Below are 17021 nucleotides of genomic sequence, written 5' to 3' on the forward strand. Positions count from 1 at the left end.
TCCAAACAAAATTCAAGGACTGGAGGAAGCCCTAACCAGTCCTTGAGTAATACTATTTTAGATTATGCTTTTACTTCAATAATCGCATCACCTTTAGCAACTGCACCAGTAGCTACTGGAGTTACTGAAGCATAATCAGCTGTGTTTGTGACGATGACCATTGTTGTGTCATCAAGACCAGCTGCCGCAATTTTAGCAGAATCAAATGTTCCAAGAACATCGCCAGCTTTGACCTTATCGCCTTGAGCAACTTTCTGATCAAATCCTTCCCCGTTCATTGAAACTGTATCAATCCCAACGTGGATCAAAACTTCAGCACCATTGGCTGTCTTCAAGCCAAAAGCATGTCCAGTTGCAAAAGCAATGGTTACTTCAGCATCCGCCGGAGCATAGACAACACCTTCAGTTGGTTTGATGGCAATCCCTTGTCCCATAGCACCGCTTGAGAATACAGGATCATTTACGTTTTCTAAAGCAACCGCTTGACCAACGATTGGAGAGATGATGGTTTCATCTTGAAGAGATGCTGGAACAGTTCCAGTTGTTTCTTCTTCAATAATTGCACCAGCTTCTTCGTCTTCTGCAGGAACTGATGAAGCTTCATCTTCGTAACCGAACATATATGTCAAACCAAAACTTAGTGCAGTTGTAAATACAACCATAAATACATATTTCAATAATTGACCGTTTAGATAGAGAAGTGTTCCTGGAATAATTGTAATACCAAATCCTGTACCAGCAAGGTTTAACATAGATGCAATCCAACCACCTACAGCACCTGCTCCCAAAGCAATAACGAATGGTTTCACATAACGCAAGTTCACACCAAAGATTGCAGGCTCAGTAATACCTAATAAGGCAGAAATAGTTGCAGGAAATGCTAAAGCTTTCACTTTTTGAGATTTTGATTTCACTGCCACCGCTAAAGTCGCACCAGCTTGTGCAGTCATAGCAGCTGTAATAATTGCATTAAATGGATCTTTTTTATCCGAAGTAATTAATTGCGATTCAAGAAGGTTAAAAATATGATGGACACCAGTAACGACAATCAACTGATGAACCCCACCGATAAGAAGACCTGCAAGGCCGAATGGTAAATTTAAAATAAACTTAGTTGCATTCAGTACATGTTCCTCGATGCTGTGGAAGAATGGTCCAATAATAAACAAAGCGAGGAATGACATGATTGTTAATGTAAATAATGGAACCAATAACAAATCTAAGACATCTGGAATTTTCTTATGGAGCCATTTTTCAAGTTTCGCACCAATTAGACCAACGAAGAAAGCGGGAAGAACTGAGTTCTGGAATCCAACTACATGATGGAAGATACCAAAGAATGTTGCTGCTTTAGAAGGATCTTCCGCTACAACCCACGCATTAGGAAGTGTCGGACTAACCATCATCAAACCAATTACAATTCCAAGAACAGGATTTCCTCCAAACACTCGGAACGCAGACCATGAAATCAAGGCTGGGAAGAAAGCAAACGCAGTATCTGTCAAAATTGTTGAATAGGTATAGAAATCTGTAGATTTAAATGCGTCTGCTGTAGTACCAAACAAAGCCAGCACTTGATCTTGAGCAATAGCACCACGAATTCCCATAAACAAACCAGTTGCAACGATTGCTGGCAAAATTGGGACAAAAACATCTCCGAAGGTACGGATTGCGCGTTGGAACCAATTTCCTTGTTTCGCTGCTTCAGCTTTCATTTCATCTTTTGAAGAAGTTGGCAAGCCTAGAGCTACTACTTCATCGTAGATCTTATTTACAGTACCAGTACCAAAGATGATTTGGTATTGACCTGAGTTAAAGAAAGCTCCCTGTACTTTTTCAATGTTCTCAACAACATCTTTGTTGATTTTTGATTCATCTTTAACCATCACGCGAAGACGAGTCGCACAGTGAGCAACACTGCTAACGTTCTCAACTCCACCGATTGCATCGATGACTTTTTTTGCAATTTCTGTATTTGACATTTGCAAAAATCTCCTTATTTTTTATTGTTTTGAAAACGGTTAAACCATCTCTACGCTCTTAATTGTACCACGTATTAAGAATATGTCAACCGTTTTGCAGAATGTTTTTGGTGTTTATTTGCGATTTTTGATTGTTTGAAAGATGGATTTCTTATTTTCATTCACTAAAAAGCCCGTATGCTCTATATAAAAACCTCTATCTTGTTTTTGAATTTTCAAAAACTTTCATACTTTCATTTATTTTCATAAACCGAAACTAGGCTTGACTTCGATATTTTATGATAAACGTTTGACATTTTTTCTCAATTATTTGGCCAAATTCTTGCTTTTTTTTTTAGAAATCGGTACTATGGAAGTAAGAAAAATTTTGGAGGAGTCAAATGGAATGGACAACCGAACTTCGGTACAAACGGTATGAAGACTGGACCGAAGAAGAAAAGAAACAAATTAAAGAAAATATGGCCAAATCCCCTTGGCATACTCACTACCATGTTGAACCAACATCTGGTCTCTTAAATGATCCAAATGGTTTCTCTTATTTTGACGGCAAATGGATCCTCTTTTACCAAAACTTTCCGTTTGGAGCCGCACATGGATTGAAGTCTTGGGTACAACTCGAAAGTGACGATTTAGTCCATTTTAACGAAACCGGAGTGAAGGTCTTTCCAGACACACCTTTAGATAGCCATGGAGCCTATTCTGGTTCTGCTATGCAGTTTGATGACAAACTATTCTTATTCTATACTGGAAATGTTCGCGATGCAGAATGGATCCGTCATCCCTACCAAGTCGGCGCTTTGATGGACAAAGAAGGAAAGATTGAAAAAATTAACAAAATCTTGATTGATCAACCTGCTGATTCTACTGATCACTTCCGCGACCCACAAATTTTTAATTTCAAAGGCCAATACTATGCCATTGTCGGTGGTCAAGATCTTGAGAAAAAAGGATTCGTTCGTCTTTACAAAGCAGTGAATAACGATTATACCAACTGGGTTGAAGTAGGAGATCTTGATTTCAACAATGATCGTACAGCTTATATGATGGAATGTCCTAACTTGGTCTTCGTCGGCGAGCAACCTATCCTTCTTTATTGCCCTCAAGGTTTGGACAAAGCGGTCCTCGATTACGACAATATCTACCCAAATATGTATAAGATTGGGGCTTCTTTTGATCCTGAACAGGCTCGTTTAGTTGATGTATCTGAATTGCAAAACTTAGACTATGGCTTCGAAGCCTATGCAACTCAAGGCTTCAATGCTCCTGATGGAAGAGCCTTAACTGTTAGCTGGTTAGGTCTACCAGATGTCGCTTATCCATCTGATCGTTATGACCACCAAGGAGCTTTCTCTTTGGTCAAAGAGCTAAGTATTAAGGACGGTAAACTTTATCAATATCCAGTTGAAGCTATAAAAGAGCTCCGCTCCTCTTCATCCGAGTTTCGTAACAAAGAGGTTACCAACAATTGTTACGAGTTAGAATTAGCCTTTGAAGCGAATAGCAAAAGTGAGATTGTTCTCCTAGCAGATAAAGAAGGAAAAGGTCTTTCTATTACTTTCGATATTGCAAATGGTCAAGTCATTGTCGATCGTAGTCAAGCTGGTGAACAATATGCCCAAGAGTTTGGGACTACTCGTACTTGCCCGATCGAAAACCAAGCTACAACTGCTACTATTTTCATCGATCATTCTATTTTTGAAATTTTTATCAACAAAGGAGAAAAAGTATTCTCTGGTCGCGTCTTCCCGCATGCTAATCAAACTGGTATTTTGATTAAATCTGGAACACCTACTGGAACATACTACGAACTAGACTATGGTCGCAAAGCTCACTGATGTCGCCAAATTAGCTGGCGTCAGCCCTACGACAGTTTCACGAGTCATCAATAAAAAGGGCTATTTATCTGAAAAAACTATCTCAAAAGTCAAAGAGGCCATGAGGGAGTTGGGCTACAAGCCTAATACAATCGCTCGGAGCCTACAAGGAAAATCAGCCAAATTAATCGGCTTAATCTTCCCAAAAATCAGTCATGTCTTCTATGCAGAATTAATCGATAAATTGGAAGAAGAACTGTTCAAACATGGGTATAAAACCATTATTTGTAATAGCGAGCATGATTCTGAAAAAGAACGTGAATACATTGAAATGCTAGAAGCCAATCAAGTAGATGGTATTATTTCTGGTAGTCATAATCTGGGAATTGAAGATTATAACCGAGTTACAGCTCCTATCATCGCTTTTGACCGAAACCTATCACCTGAGATCCCTGTCGTCTCCTCAGATAACTACGCCGGTGGCGTCCTTGCTGCGGAAACCCTTGCCAAGACAGGTGCAAAGAAGATTATCATGATTACGGGGAATGATAACTCCAATTCCCCAACAGGTCTTCGCCATGCAGGGTTTGCTTCGGTACTGCCAGGAGCACAAATCATTAATGTTTCTAGTGATTATTCCCCCATTCGCAAAGAAATGGAAATCAAGTCTATCTTGACCCAGCAAAAACCTGATGCTATCTTTGCATCTGACGATCTAACGGCGATTTTGGTGATGAAAATTGCTGATGAACTCGGCATTTCAATTCCAGAAGACCTCAAAGTCATTGGCTACGACGGGACCTACTTTATTGAAAAATTTTTCCCCCGTCTAACCACCATCAAGCAACCTTTACAAGAGATTGCTCACCTGACGGTCGATCTTCTTCTACAGAAAATCGAAGGGAAAGAGGTAAAGACTACAGGCTATTTTCTCCCTGTTAGTGTTTTACCCGGCAAAAGTGTGTAAATGAGTAAGAAATTAATCACAAAAAAGAAGCCACCTTTTAGGTAGCTTCTTTTTTATTCTGCTTCCGTCACAAATTGGCTTAAGACACCATTCACAAACCGAGCAGATTTCTCATCTGAAAAAGTTTTTGCTAATTCAATTGCTTCATTCACCGCAACCAATTGAGGTGTATCAAAGGAAGTCATTTCAAACACACCCAAGCGAAGAATGTTTTTCTCCACTAGAGTCAAGCGTTCTACGGTCCAGCCAGTTTTCAAGTGTTGGGCAATCTGTTGATCCAATTCATCCTTTGATTGACGAACACCCGATACCAAATTGAGGAGAAAAGCTGGAATTTCCACTTCCTGGTCTGTTTCCTCTTTGTCATGAGTAAAAGCAAATCGACACGCTTCTACAACATCCCCTTCATACTCTAAACTCATCAGAGCTTGAAAGGCACGCTCCCGTAGATCACGACGTGATTCAAATAAAATATCAGTCATTGAGGAAATCCTCATTAAACAAATCTTTCAAATCAGGTTTCGCTGCTTTTTCAGTCACGATTCCAACTACATGGATGTTGACATCATCCAATGTGACATCCGCCATATTGTAGACAGCTGTTTTTACTGCTTTTTGGATTGCAACCGCTACTTTAGGGACTGCCACACCATACTCTAGATAGAGGTAAATATCAACAGAGATTTGACCATCTTCTTGTGTACGAAGGTAAACCCCACGACCAAGAGCACGTTTTGAAAGGCTATCCGATACACTCTTGTTTTCAAGAGAATGAACACCATCTACTTTTGCAGTCGCAATCGCAATAATTTTTTCTAGCACACGAGGTGCAATGACGATTTCGCCGTATTGTTCAGTTGCCATAGAAGTTCCTTTCTATCAGACCTATTTTAGAGCTGATTAGGCACGAGAAACGTAAGTTCCTTCAGCTGTATTGATAATCAATTTTTGTCCTGCTTCGATGAAGTCTGGAACGTTAACCACAAGACCTGTTTCCATTGTAGCTGGTTTACCAGAACCTGTAACTGTAGCACCTTTAATAGATGGTTGAGTTTCAGCAACTGTCAATTCAACAGTTGTAGGAACAGTCACCCCAATCACTTCGTTTCCATAGAATTGGATTTTCACTTCTGAGTTTTCAAGGATGTAAAGCAATTCGTTCTCAACATTGGCAACAGGAATTTCATATTGGTCGTATGTTTCAGTATTCATGAAGTAAGCTGTATCATCCATTTTATACAAATATTGAGCTGGTACTGTTTCAATAATAGCTTGCTCAAATTTTTCTTCTGGACGGTAGCTTGTATCAAAAGTTGAACCAGTACGAACATCACGCAATTTCATACGCATGATAGTATTTCCTTTACCTGGTTTGTGGTGGCTAGCTTCCAAAACGCGGATCAATTTTCCATCAGCTGTTTCAAAGGTCATACCAGCTTTCAACTTACTTGCTTCAATCATGTTTTCATACCTCTTTTTAAAAAATATATTACTCTTTATTTTACAGTTTATATCTCGTTTTGTCAATTTGTAACTTCAAACCCCTTGATTTTACTAGCTTTTTAGAAAATTATGATCTTTTCATTACCATATAGTTTTTTTCAAAAAGTTCCTAAAAAAGGTCACAAAAAAATACCCCATAGAGTATCTATCAATTTATGAGTTCAGCAGGCAAGATCTAGCACCCTCACACGGTGCTTTTTTTCTTTGAAAAAATGGTAGGCGTCCGCGTACCAATGGGTACTCGAAGGCCTACCACTAGTTCAATTATAGCATATTTTATACACTTTTTCACATTTTAAAAGCTTTTAAAGAATTAATAATGCAAAAGGTGGCGTGTGCTTTTTATGTCAAAAACAAAAAATGGTAGGCCACCGCGCACCAATGGGTGCTCGACCGCCTACCACATATTCAATTGTAGCATATTTTATCATAAACAGCTCAGATTTCTCAAATCTGTCTCTGCAAATTTCCTTAGATCACAATCAATTCTTTTGGCGCAAGGGTCAAGACTTCACAGCCACTTTCCGTAATCAAAAGATCATCTTCAATCCGGACACCAGATAGACCTTCAATGTAGATTCCTGGCTCATCTGTCAGGACCATCCCCGCCTTGATAACTTCTTTTGATGCTTGGTTGAAGTAGGGTTCTTCGTGGATATCCAAGCCAATTCCATGTCCAATTCCATGGCTAAAGTACTGACCGTATCCTGCAGCCTCAATAATGTCTCGAGGAATTTTATCAAAATCACGGAAACCTAGTCCATCCTTCGCTTCAGCAATGAGAGCTTGGTTGGCTTTCAAGACCGTTTCGTAAATTTCTCTTTCCTTATCGCTGACATGACCTGCATAAATGGTCCGAGTCATATCACTCACGTAATGGTTGTAAAGACAGCCAAAGTCCAAGGTCAAGGCATCCCCAGCAGAGATAATTCGATCACTAGGAGTCGCATGGGGCATAGCAGAGCGTTCTCCCGCAGCAGAGATGATATCAAAGGATACACCTGAAGCTCCCAATTCCCGCATTCTGAAATCCAGGAAGGTCGCAGCTTCTAACTCTGTTGTTTGACCAACCTTGATAAATTCAAGCACATCGAGGAAGGCTTGATCTGAAATACTGCAGGCCTTACGGATGGTTGCCACTTCTGTCTCATCTTTAATCAAACGAAATTCCATCACAAAATCAGACAAGGCCCTTAGAGAGACTCCTGAGAAAGCCGTTGCCAGACGGGTCTGATAGGCAACTGTGATCTCATCCTCAAAGCCAAGTTCTTGGATAGCTGCATCTTTGACAATTTTTGCTGCTTCTTCCAATTCATTGCGAGTTTCAACAATCTCAACAAAGGGGAAACAAGTCGCATGGGCATGAATGGTATAGCGAGAATCTGTAAAGAGCACCACGCGCTCTTCTGTTACTAAAACAGTCCCATTTGATCCCCAGAAACCTGTCAAATAGTATACATTTTTCAAGTTGTTAATGAGGACAGCTTTTAGATCCTGTGCCTTCATTTTAGTTCGTAGATTTGTAATTCGTTGGTTCATTGTAATTTCCCTTTCAAATACTGTCCTGTAAAGCTAGCTGGGTTGCTGGCTACTTCTTCTGGTGTCCCTGTTGCAATAATGGTACCACCACCGACACCACCTTCTGGTCCTAAGTCGATGATATGGTCCGCTGTCTTAATCACATCCAAGTTGTGCTCAATGACCAAAACGGTATTGCCATCATCTACAAAGCGTTCCAAGACCTTGAGCAAACGAGAGATATCCTCTGTATGAAGACCTGTTGTCGGCTCATCCAAAATATAGAAGGACTTACCAGTTGAGCGCTTATGAAGCTCGGAAGCCAACTTCATCCGCTGGGCTTCTCCTCCGGAAAGTGTCGTTGCCGGCTGTCCCAGGGTCACATAGCCCAAGCCGACATCCTTGATGGTTTGTAATTTGCGATTGATCTTTGGAATGTGTTTAAAGAAATCGACTGCATCATTGACGGTCATGTCCAAAACCTGGGAGATATTCTTTTCTTTATAGTGAACTTCCAGGGTTTCACTGTTGTAGCGGCGCCCATGGCAGACTTCACACGGGACATAGACATCCGGTAGGAAATGCATCTCAATCTTGATAATACCATCTCCCGAGCAAGCCTCACACCGGCCCCCTTTGACATTGAAACTAAAGCGGCCTTTTTTGTAGCCTCTAATCTTGGCTTCATTGGTTTGGGCAAAGAGATCGCGAATATCGTCAAATACTCCTGTATAGGTAGCTGGATTTGAGCGTGGAGTGCGCCCAATCGGACTTTGATCGATATCGATCAGTCGATCAATGTGCTCGACACCTGAAATGGTTTTGTATTTCCCTGGTTTCTCCGAATTACGATTCAATTTTTGCGCCAGCGTCTTTTTCAAAATACTGTTGACTAAGGTTGACTTCCCCGAGCCAGAAACGCCAGTTACAGCAATGAACTTGCCAAGCGGGAAGCGTGCTGTCACCTCTTTTAAGTTATTTTCAGCGGCCCCTGTCAGCTCGATAAAGCGTCCGTTGCCTACCCGCCGTTCAGTTGGTACTGGAATGGCCCGTTTACCAGAAAGATACTGACCAGTGATGGATTTGCTATTGCGGGCTACCTGCTTAGGCGTTCCAGCCGCAACAATCTCGCCTCCAAAGACTCCGGCTCCTGGACCGACGTCGATCAGATAATCAGCTTCTCTCATGGTATCCTCATCGTGTTCGACGACGATCAAGGTATTTCCCAAATCACGCATCTTCTTAAGACTAGCAATCAAGCGGTCATTGTCCCTTTGATGGAGACCGATTGACGGCTCATCTAGGATATAGAGGACTCCTGAGAGATTGGAACCAATCTGAGTTGCCAAGCGAATCCGCTGACTCTCCCCCCCAGATAGAGTCCCGGCCGAGCGAGAAAGGGTCAGATAACTCAAGCCAACATTGTTCAAGAAGCTCAAGCGATCCTTGACTTCTTTGAGAATCGGACGAGCAATGGTCTCTTCATTCTTGGTTAATTGGAGATCAGCTATCACCTTCAGATGGTCCTCAATGGACAAGTCAGAGATTTGCCCGATATGTAGCCCCTTCTCTCCTCCTACTCGGACAGACAAGGCCTGGTCATTCAAGCGATAACCATGGCAGGTGGCACAAGTCAATTCATTCATGTAGGACAACATCTGATTGCGGGTGAAGTCACTAGAAGTTTCGTGGTAGCGGCGATTGATGTTGGTGACGACTCCTTCAAAAGGAATGTCAATATCGCGAACCCCACCAAATTCATTCTCATAATGGAAATGGAACTCCTTGCCATCAGACCCATAAAAAATTAAGTGGCGGTCTTCTGGAGATAAGTCTTCAAAGGGCTTGTCCATATCAATCCCAAACTGGATCATGGCCTGTTCCAACATCTGAGGATAGTAATTAGAGGAAATCGGGTTCCAGGGTGCAAGCGCTCCTTCACGCAGAGTCTTGCTAGAATCTGGAACAACCAAATCCAAGTCTACCTCTAGCTTGATCCCTAGTCCATCACAATCTAGACAAGAGCCAAAGGGGGCATTAAATGAAAAGAGACGAGGTTCCAATTCAGGGACGGTAAAGCCACATACCGGGCAAGCATAATGCTCTGAAAAGAGCAGTTCATTATCGTCCATGGTATCAATGACCACGTAGCCATCTGCGATCCGGAGGGCTGCTTCTACCGAATCAAAGAGACGAGAACGAATGCCGTCTTTGATGACAATCCGGTCTACAACAACCTCGATGGTGTGCTGCTGGCTTTTTGACAACTCTGGGACCTCTGTCACATCAAAAATCTCACCATCCACACGCACCCGGACATAGCCATCTTTTTGAACCTTTTCGATGATATTCTTATGCTGGCCTTTTTTCTTGCGAACAATGGGAGCTAAGATTTGCAGGCGTTGGCGATCTGGCAGTTCCAAAACTTGGTCTACAATCTGCTCGACCGAAGAAGCGGTGATCGCCCCATGGCCATTGATACAGTAGGGAGTCCCCACACGAGCATATAAAAGACGTAAGTAATCGTTGATTTCCGTTGTCGTACCAACCGTTGACCGCGGATTTTTGCTGGTTGTTTTTTGGTCAATGGAAATGGCGGGGCTTAAGCCATCAATCGAGTCCACATCAGGTTTTTCCATATTTCCTAAAAACTGGCGAGCATAGGCTGATAAACTCTCTACGTAACGTCTTTGTCCTTCTGCATAGAGAGTGTCAAAGGCTAAGCTCGATTTCCCAGAACCCGATAAACCAGTGACCACGACCAGCTTGTCTCGAGGGATTTCAACATCAATATTTTTTAAATTATGAGCACGCGCTCCATGAATGACAATTTTATCGAGCATTTCTTCCACTTTTCATCAATTTATTTATCCTTCATTATATCAAATTTTTCAGCATTCTTTTATCCAAAAGCGTGCTTTTTCTGTTATAATGTTAAGGTGTAAAAAAACAAGGGGAGGCACCATGAAACAGGTCTTTTTATCAACAACGACTGAATTTAAAGAAATAGAGACACTGGAACCCGGTAGCTGGATCAACCTTGTCAACCCTTCCCAAAGTGAATCGATGGAAATCGCCTCTGCTTTTAACATCGATATTGCCGACTTACGGGCACCACTCGATGCGGAAGAAATGTCTCGTATGACCATCGAAGATGAGTATACCTTGATCATCGTAGACGTTCCCATCAAGGAAGAACGGAACAATCAGACCTACTATGTCACCATCCCTTTGGGAATCATCCTAACTGAGGAGGCCATCATCACCACTTGCTTGGAAGAGTTGCCTCTCCTAGACACCTTTATCAATCGTCGCTTGCGGAATTTCTATACCTTCATGCGGTCCCGCTTTATCTTCCAGATCCTTTATCGCAATGCTGAGCTTTATTTGTCTGCGCTTCGTACCTTGGATCGTAAAAGCGAGCAGATTGAAAGCCAATTGCACAAATCGACGCGTAATGAAGAGCTGATTGAGTTGATGGAGCTGGAAAAGACCATTGTCTACTTCAAGGCCTCTTTGAAAACCAATGAGCGCGTGATCAAGAAATTGACCAGTGCCACTAGTAACATCAAGAAATACCTGGAAGATGAGGATCTGTTGGAAGATACCTTGATCGAGACCCAACAGGCCATCGAGATGGCGGATATTTATGGAAACATCCTCCACTCCATGACCGATACCTTCGCATCAATTATCTCCAACAACCAGAATAATATCATGAAGACCTTGGCCATGGTGACCATCGTCATGTCCATCCCAACCATGATTTTCTCAGCCTACGGGATGAACTTCAAGAACAATGATCTTCCGCTCAACGGGGAACCCAATGCCTTTTGGCTCATTATCTTTATCGCCTTCGCCATGACCGGCTCCCTCGTCGTTTACCTCATCCATAAAAAATGGTTCTAACACCTACAAATATAACTAAGGAGTATGTATGTCTCAATTTGATCTGACCCAATTAAGTAAGAAAAACCAAGAATTCGTTCGTATCGCTAAACACCAATTGATTGAAAATGGCAAAACGGAAGAAGAGGCTACCAGCCTAATTGAAGAGATTCTTCCAGCTATCTTTGAAAACCAACCAAAAGGAGTAACGGCGCGAACTCTCTTTGGAGCGCCAACTGTTTGGGCCAATGCATTTAGTGATAAGGAACGCTACGAAAAAGAGCATCCAAAAGAAAATGATACTCCTCTTCTCATGATTACGGATTCCTTCCTGCTCGTCTTTGGCCTCTTTGCTGCGATTTCAGCCTTCATGAACTTATTTGCACCTCAGGGAACTACTTATGGACTTCTCACCTTGACTCTTGGTAGCTTGGCTGGTGGGGTGGTGCTCTATTTGATGTATTACTACTTCTATCAGTACTACGATGTTTCAAAACGTGGAATGAAACGTCCGGCTCTAACCAAGTCACTTCCCATCTTAATGTTAGCGATGATCCTTTGGGTGGTGATTCTCATGGTTACTGCTTTGCTCCCACAATTTCTCAACCCGCGTGTACCAAACTGGTTCATGCTCTTACTCGGTGGTGGAGCACTTCTTCTCCGCTACTACTTGAAGAAAAAATACAATATCAAGAGCGCCAATACAGCACCTCAACGACGCTAAACAAAAACGGATGAAGTTTTCATCCGTTTTTGTTTTACTACATTTCCGTGTTCAACCTTTTTGAAAAATAGAGAACTAAGTCATCATCGTTTTCACAAGAACTGTAAGGGGCCAAGGGCTGATCCCTAAACCAAATTCCAGATCCATCTGGGATATACCCCCGTTTAACATAAAGCCTTTGAGCTGGGCCATAACCCGAGTGTAAACCAACCCCTAAAGTAACAATCTCTGACAGTAGCCCGACTCTTTTTTCCGCCTCCTCTAGGAGTTGATTCCCAATTCCTCGATTTCTAAATGGCTCAAAAACATTAAAATCAGTTAGTTCAGGATAGACTCCCACGAAAGGACCGTGCTTGGCATCAGGCAATATAGTGATATAACCTGCCACAAATCCATCCGACTCAGCTACTAATACGTCCCTCTCTCCATTCTCCTGATCCTGCAAATAGCTGGTCAAGATATCCTCTCTACCCGGCCACCCTTGATGGATAAAGGCTTGAGAGATCTCTTCAATATCAGATTTCATCATCCTTCTGATGATCGTACTTTCCTTCATGTTGCGCTCCTTGATACATTTCTCCCTTCATTATAGCATGATTAGAGCTTGGGAAAGGTCAAAGAGGTCCCTCGGACCTGAAAAAAAAAGACCTGTAAGGTTCTCACTCGCTCTCTTGTTTTCAAGCTCATGAAAAAGAGGTCCACTGGACCTCAACTCGCTCTCACATTCCCAGGCTCGTGAAAAAAAGACCCGTAAGGGTCTTAATTCTCTTTCCTGTTTTCAAGCTCATGAAAAAGAGGTCCACCGGACCTCAACTCGCTCTCACATTCCCAGGCTCGTGAAAAAAAGACCCGTAAGGGTCTTTTCTTTAATCTTCGTTTACGAAAGGCATCAAAGCCATTACGCGAGCGCGTTTGATAGCTGTTGTTACTTTACGTTGGTTCTTCGCTGAAGTTCCAGTTACACGACGAGGAAGGATTTTCCCACGTTCTGAAACGAAACGGCTAAGAAGCTCAGTATCTTTGTAATCAACATATTCAATTTTGTTTGCTGCGATGTAATCAACTTTTTTACGGCGTTTGAATCCGCCACGACGTTGTTGAGCCATGTTTATTTCTCCTTTATAGTTTTAATTCGTTAAACCCATTCTTAGAATGGTAGATCGTCATCCGAGATGTCCATTGGATTAGCTCCGAATGGATTGTCATCACGTCCAAAGTTTGGTGTTGCGTTCGATGGTTCAGATCCTCCAAAGCTTGGAGCTGCATTTCCTGCAAATCCTCCAGCTGAAGCATAGCCTCCACCAGCTTGTCCTTCACGATTCGCGCGGCTTTCCAACAATTGGAAGCTGTCCGCTACGACTTCAGTGACATAAACACGTTGACCTTGCTGATTCTCATAATTACGAGTCTGGATACGACCTGTAATCCCAACTAAGGCACCCTTTTTAGCCCAATTTGCTAAATTTTCAGCTTGTTGACGCCAAATCACACAGTTGATAAAGTCCGCATCTCGTTCACCATTTTGGTTTTTAAAATTACGGTTAACAGCAAGTGAGAATGTCGCAACAGCCTGATTTTGAGGGGTATAACGAAGTTCAGCATCTCGAGTCATACGACCTACAAGTACAACATTGTTAATCATTAGTCACCTTCTTTATTCGTTAGGGCTTACGCGTCAACTTTTACGATCATGTGACGAAGAATGTCACCGTTGATTTTTGAAAGACGGTCGAACTCGTTAAGAGCTACATCGTCGTTCGCTTCAACGTTTACGATGTGGTAAAGTCCTTCACGGAAATCTTGGATTTCGTATGCAAGACGACGTTTTTCCCAATCTTTTGATTCAACAACAGTTGCACCGTTGTCAGTCAAGATAGAGTCAAAGCGTGCTACCAAAGCGTTTTTAGCTTCTTCTTCAATGTTTGGACGAATAATATAAAGAATTTCGTATTTAGCCATTGATATGTTCCTCCTTTTGGTCTAATGACCCCAAGTCTTCGCAAGGGGTAAGTGAGGTTTGCTCACAAGAAACTATTATACCAGACTTTAGGATAGAAGGCAAGTGAAAATACGCTCTCTTTATTCTTTTTAAAAAGATTTCTTTTCCTACTATTGCTCTCTATGATTTTTTTCAGCAAGGGAATCTCTCCCTTTCCTTAAAGAAAACTGATATCAGTTAGCTTTAAGAAAGGGCCGTTATAATACCTTCATCACAAACAAGAAACGAGGAACGCTTATGAATTATTTAGTCATCCCCGCTTATCAACCCGATCAAAAACTTCTCAAACTGGTTCAAAAATTGAGAGAAAAATGTGACTTCTCCATTATCGTTGTGGACGATGGTAGTTCTGAGGAGTGCCAAGCTATTTTTGAAAAATTAGACGGACTAGCTACAGTCCTTCACCACGAAGTGAACCTTGGTAAAGGAGGGGCTCTCAAAACAGCCTACACCTACATTCAAGAGCAAGGGCAATACGGGACAGTCATCACTGCCGATGCCGATGGCCAACATAAGGTATGGGATATCTTCCGCGTGGCCAAACAGTCGCAAGAAAATCCGAACCAATTGATTCTAGGAGCCCGCGCCTTCTCTGGTAAAGTTCCTTTGCGTTCTGACTTTGGAAACAAGTTGACCCGCTTCTTGTTCAAGCAACAAACAGGGGTCGCTGTGACAGATACGCAGACTGGACTTCGAGCCTTTACAACTAATATGATCCCCTTTATGTTAGAAATCGAGGGGCAACGGTATGAGTACGAAATGAATGTTCTCCTCGCAGCGAGCAAGTCCTTCCCCATCTTGGAAGTTCCGATTGAAACAGTCTATATCAATGATAATGAAGGGTCCCACTTCCGCCCTGTTCGAGACGGCCTCATGATCTACAAGGACATGTTCAAGTTTGCCCTCTCTTCCCTGAGTAGCTTTATCGTGGACTACCTGGTCTACGCCTTCTTCCTTTTCGTGATGATGGCGGTGCCGATTAGTCTCCGGATCCTCCTTGCAAACGGGATCGCTCGTGTGACGAGCTCCATCTTTAACTACTCAACTAACAAACGGCTAGTCTTTAAGAACAAAGACAGCGTGGCCCGAACAGGAAGTGGTTACTTGGGACTTGCTATTGGACTCTTTATTCTCGATACCCTCTTGATTCGACTTTTCTATACAAGCTTTGGTCTCCATTTGCTCCTCAGCAAAGTGATCGTCGGACTCTTGCTCTTCGTCGTCTCATGGTTGATTCAGAAAAAAATCATTTTCAAGGAAAGGACTGCACCTACACATGAAATTCTTTAAAAAATCTTATACCTATGCTACTTGTTTCGGTATCCTGCTAACAAGCTCCTTCAGCTATTCTATGCTCAAGACCTTTGTCTTATCCGATGCTATCCAAACAGTCAAAGCTACGACCACTGATACCAAGGCGGCTGAGGAGGCAGCAGCCTCTGCTACTACAACAGATACCAGTTACTCCGATGACAATATCCAGGTGAGCTTGACAGAAAAAACAGTTGAAAATACCCAAGTTTACATTGCAGATATTACGGTTAGCTCTTCTGACTATCTAAAAACTGCTTTTGCTCAAAATACCTATGGGACAAACGTGACGGCTAAGACTTCCGTCACTGCAGCTGAAAATCATGCTATTCTAGCCGTCAATGGAGACTACTACGGAGCTAATAGCACCGGCTATGTCATCCGAAATGGAGTGGTCTACCGTGATACGGTTCGCGAAGACTCTAGCAATGGCGACCTGGCGATTTATAAAGATGGTTCCTTCAAGATTATCTACGAAGATGAAATCTCTGCGGATCAGTTGGTCAAAGACGGGGTTGTTAATCTCCTTGCCTTCGGACCTTCCTTGGTTGAAGATGGGGAAATAACTGTCGATACCAATTCAGAGGTGGGACAATCCATGGCGTCTAATCCACGTACTGCCATTGGGATCATCGACGAAAACCACTACATCATTGTCGTCTCGGACGGCCGGACTTCAGAGAGTGAAGGGCTTTCTCTCTACCAATTAGCGGAAGTGATAAAATCGTACGGCGTCAAAACAGCCTACAACCTTGATGGTGGTGGATCTTCTACACTTTACTTCAATGGCCAAGTTATTAACAAACCAACTACAAATGGTACTATCTCAGAAAGGGCGGTGAGTGACATTGTCTACATCGGTTACTAATCCTATCAAACAACGGTTGAAAAAGACCATCCTCTGGTACAGTCTGATTTCAGCTTTCTTCTTCGTCGGAAGTCGCATCTACGAACACTTTAGTTTTGGCGAAACCTCTGCCTTCATGCACTACCTCTTCTTGATTCCTTTGATCGGCGGCGCCCTGCTCGTAGCTCTGCAACTAGTGGTAATAGGCCTTTCTCGAATCACTCTCAATCTTTGGAACTCAGCAGTTGCCACGGCAACTGCGGGGGCCCTCTACCGAGGTATTGTTAACCTCTCTGGTCGTTCAACAACTCTCGACCAACCCTACTATTATGTTGCAGGGTTCTTCCTATCCCTTGCCCTCATCAGCATCTTCTTTGTCCGCAGCGTCTGGGTGGAGAAAACAAAGTTAAGTACTTAATATTGAAAGCTCTTATCCAATTATTATGGATAAGAGCTTTTAGATTTTTT

General features: G+C 42.5%; 17 protein-coding genes. 7 read left to right on the forward strand and 10 right to left on the reverse strand.

Features of this window, described 5'->3' with window-relative positions; genetic code table 11:
• Nucleotides 1–62: 62 nt before the first annotated feature.
• Entirely contained in the window at nt 63–1982 is a 1920-nt protein-coding gene (locus tag QM873_RS00770; RefSeq protein ID WP_195323638.1) for a sucrose-specific PTS transporter subunit IIBC, read from the reverse strand.
• A 380-nt stretch (nt 1983–2362) separates the two neighbouring features.
• On the opposite strand from QM873_RS00770, the gene QM873_RS00775 reads away from it, so the two are divergent.
• The gene (locus QM873_RS00775; protein WP_195323637.1) at nt 2363–3817 is read left to right on the forward strand and encodes a sucrose-6-phosphate hydrolase; all 1455 of its coding nucleotides are present in this window, start codon (nt 2363–2365) and stop codon (nt 3815–3817) included.
• Nucleotides 3798–4763, forward strand: coding sequence for a LacI family DNA-binding transcriptional regulator (locus tag QM873_RS00780; protein ID WP_023024250.1), 966 nt, complete (start codon nt 3798–3800; stop codon nt 4761–4763). Before QM873_RS00775 ends, QM873_RS00780 begins: the two co-directional genes overlap by 20 nt.
• A gap of 53 nt (nt 4764–4816) precedes the next feature.
• Here QM873_RS00780 and nusB read toward each other — a convergent pair whose 3' ends face one another.
• The 5 genes from nusB to uvrA form a co-directional block, all read right to left on the reverse strand.
• The gene (gene nusB / locus QM873_RS00785) at nt 4817–5245 is read right to left on the reverse strand and encodes a transcription antitermination factor NusB (protein WP_023024252.1); all 429 of its coding nucleotides are present in this window, start codon (nt 5243–5245) and stop codon (nt 4817–4819) included.
• A complete protein-coding gene (locus QM873_RS00790; protein ID WP_006595687.1) occupies nt 5238–5627 on the reverse strand; it encodes an Asp23/Gls24 family envelope stress response protein in 390 nt (129 codons plus the stop codon). The genes nusB and QM873_RS00790 overlap by 8 nt, the downstream gene beginning before the upstream one ends.
• A 36-nt stretch (nt 5628–5663) precedes the next feature.
• Nucleotides 5664–6224, reverse strand: coding sequence for an elongation factor P (gene efp, locus QM873_RS00795; protein ID WP_023024254.1), 561 nt, complete (start codon nt 6222–6224; stop codon nt 5664–5666).
• A gap of 513 nt (nt 6225–6737) precedes the next feature.
• Nucleotides 6738–7805: a M24 family metallopeptidase gene (locus tag QM873_RS00800; protein WP_023024257.1), complete on the reverse strand. Its 1068-nt coding sequence runs from the start codon at nt 7803–7805 to the stop codon at nt 6738–6740.
• On the reverse strand, nt 7802–10627 hold the full coding sequence (uvrA, locus tag QM873_RS00805) for an excinuclease ABC subunit UvrA (RefSeq protein ID WP_414278639.1): 2826 nt from the start codon (nt 10625–10627) through the stop codon (nt 7802–7804). Before uvrA ends, QM873_RS00800 begins: the two co-directional genes overlap by 4 nt.
• A gap of 121 nt (nt 10628–10748) precedes the next feature.
• Here uvrA and QM873_RS00810 point away from each other — a divergent pair, with 121 nt between their 5' ends.
• Together QM873_RS00810 and QM873_RS00815 are read left to right on the forward strand one after the other, a co-directional pair.
• A complete protein-coding gene (locus QM873_RS00810; RefSeq protein WP_023024261.1) occupies nt 10749–11693 on the forward strand; it encodes a magnesium transporter CorA family protein in 945 nt (314 codons plus the stop codon).
• A 28-nt stretch (nt 11694–11721) separates the two neighbouring features.
• The gene (locus QM873_RS00815) at nt 11722–12396 is read left to right on the forward strand and encodes a DUF1129 family protein (RefSeq protein ID WP_023027207.1); all 675 of its coding nucleotides are present in this window, start codon (nt 11722–11724) and stop codon (nt 12394–12396) included.
• 37 nt (nt 12397–12433) lie between these two features.
• Here QM873_RS00815 and QM873_RS00820 read toward each other — a convergent pair whose 3' ends face one another.
• The 4 genes from QM873_RS00820 to rpsF form a co-directional block, all read right to left on the reverse strand.
• Nucleotides 12434–12952 carry a GNAT family N-acetyltransferase gene (locus tag QM873_RS00820; protein ID WP_023027208.1) on the reverse strand — a complete coding sequence of 173 codons (519 nt, stop codon included), beginning with the start codon at nt 12950–12952 and terminating at the stop codon, nt 12434–12436.
• A gap of 310 nt (nt 12953–13262) precedes the next feature.
• Nucleotides 13263–13502, reverse strand: a complete 240-nt coding sequence (gene rpsR / locus QM873_RS00825) for a 30S ribosomal protein S18 (RefSeq protein WP_000068664.1) — start codon at nt 13500–13502, stop codon at nt 13263–13265.
• A gap of 41 nt (nt 13503–13543) precedes the next feature.
• The gene (locus tag QM873_RS00830) at nt 13544–14038 is read right to left on the reverse strand and encodes a single-stranded DNA-binding protein (protein WP_006595680.1); all 495 of its coding nucleotides are present in this window, start codon (nt 14036–14038) and stop codon (nt 13544–13546) included.
• Nucleotides 14039–14064: 26 nt separating this feature from the next.
• Nucleotides 14065–14355 carry a 30S ribosomal protein S6 gene (gene rpsF, locus QM873_RS00835; protein WP_023024266.1) on the reverse strand — a complete coding sequence of 97 codons (291 nt, stop codon included), beginning with the start codon at nt 14353–14355 and terminating at the stop codon, nt 14065–14067.
• Between the two features lie 277 nt (nt 14356–14632).
• Between rpsF and QM873_RS00840 the strand changes: the two genes are divergently transcribed.
• From QM873_RS00840 to QM873_RS00850, 3 genes are read left to right on the forward strand one after another with little or no spacing between them, the layout of a single operon-like run.
• Entirely contained in the window at nt 14633–15685 is a 1053-nt protein-coding gene (locus QM873_RS00840; RefSeq protein WP_414278640.1) for a glycosyltransferase, read from the forward strand.
• Nucleotides 15672–16574: a phosphodiester glycosidase family protein gene (locus QM873_RS00845; protein ID WP_343093851.1), complete on the forward strand. Its 903-nt coding sequence runs from the start codon at nt 15672–15674 to the stop codon at nt 16572–16574. The genes QM873_RS00840 and QM873_RS00845 overlap by 14 nt, the downstream gene beginning before the upstream one ends.
• The gene (locus QM873_RS00850) at nt 16549–16971 is read left to right on the forward strand and encodes a hypothetical protein (protein WP_343093852.1); all 423 of its coding nucleotides are present in this window, start codon (nt 16549–16551) and stop codon (nt 16969–16971) included. Before QM873_RS00845 ends, QM873_RS00850 begins: the two co-directional genes overlap by 26 nt.
• The last annotated feature ends 50 nt before the right edge of the window (nt 16972–17021 follow it).

Source organism: Streptococcus australis (genome assembly GCF_047463015.1).
In the GTDB taxonomy this organism is placed as follows: Bacteria; Bacillota; Bacilli; order Lactobacillales; family Streptococcaceae; genus Streptococcus; species Streptococcus australis_F.

Excerpts from the sequence above, each read along its gene's own strand:
- QM873_RS00770 (WP_195323638.1), bottom strand. The coding sequence starts at position 1,982 with ATGTCAAATACAGAAATTGCAAAAAAAGTCATCGATGCAATCGGTGGA.
- QM873_RS00775 (WP_195323637.1), top strand. The coding sequence starts at position 2,363 with ATGGAATGGACAACCGAACTTCGGTACAAACGGTATGAAGACTGGACC.
- QM873_RS00780 (WP_023024250.1), top strand. The coding sequence starts at position 3,798 with ATGGTCGCAAAGCTCACTGATGTCGCCAAATTAGCTGGCGTCAGCCCT.
- nusB (WP_023024252.1), bottom strand. The coding sequence starts at position 5,245 with ATGACTGATATTTTATTTGAATCACGTCGTGATCTACGGGAGCGTGCC.
- QM873_RS00790 (WP_006595687.1), bottom strand. The coding sequence starts at position 5,627 with ATGGCAACTGAACAATACGGCGAAATCGTCATTGCACCTCGTGTGCTA.
- efp (WP_023024254.1), bottom strand. The coding sequence starts at position 6,224 with ATGATTGAAGCAAGTAAGTTGAAAGCTGGTATGACCTTTGAAACAGCT.
- QM873_RS00800 (WP_023024257.1), bottom strand. The coding sequence starts at position 7,805 with ATGAACCAACGAATTACAAATCTACGAACTAAAATGAAGGCACAGGAT.
- uvrA (WP_414278639.1), bottom strand. The coding sequence starts at position 10,627 with ATGCTCGATAAAATTGTCATTCATGGAGCGCGTGCTCATAATTTAAAA.
- QM873_RS00810 (WP_023024261.1), top strand. The coding sequence starts at position 10,749 with ATGAAACAGGTCTTTTTATCAACAACGACTGAATTTAAAGAAATAGAG.
- QM873_RS00815 (WP_023027207.1), top strand. The coding sequence starts at position 11,722 with ATGTCTCAATTTGATCTGACCCAATTAAGTAAGAAAAACCAAGAATTC.
- QM873_RS00820 (WP_023027208.1), bottom strand. The coding sequence starts at position 12,952 with ATGAAGGAAAGTACGATCATCAGAAGGATGATGAAATCTGATATTGAA.
- rpsR (WP_000068664.1), bottom strand. The coding sequence starts at position 13,502 with ATGGCTCAACAACGTCGTGGCGGATTCAAACGCCGTAAAAAAGTTGAT.
- QM873_RS00830 (WP_006595680.1), bottom strand. The coding sequence starts at position 14,038 with ATGATTAACAATGTTGTACTTGTAGGTCGTATGACTCGAGATGCTGAA.
- rpsF (WP_023024266.1), bottom strand. The coding sequence starts at position 14,355 with ATGGCTAAATACGAAATTCTTTATATTATTCGTCCAAACATTGAAGAA.
- QM873_RS00840 (WP_414278640.1), top strand. The coding sequence starts at position 14,633 with ATGAATTATTTAGTCATCCCCGCTTATCAACCCGATCAAAAACTTCTC.
- QM873_RS00845 (WP_343093851.1), top strand. The coding sequence starts at position 15,672 with ATGAAATTCTTTAAAAAATCTTATACCTATGCTACTTGTTTCGGTATC.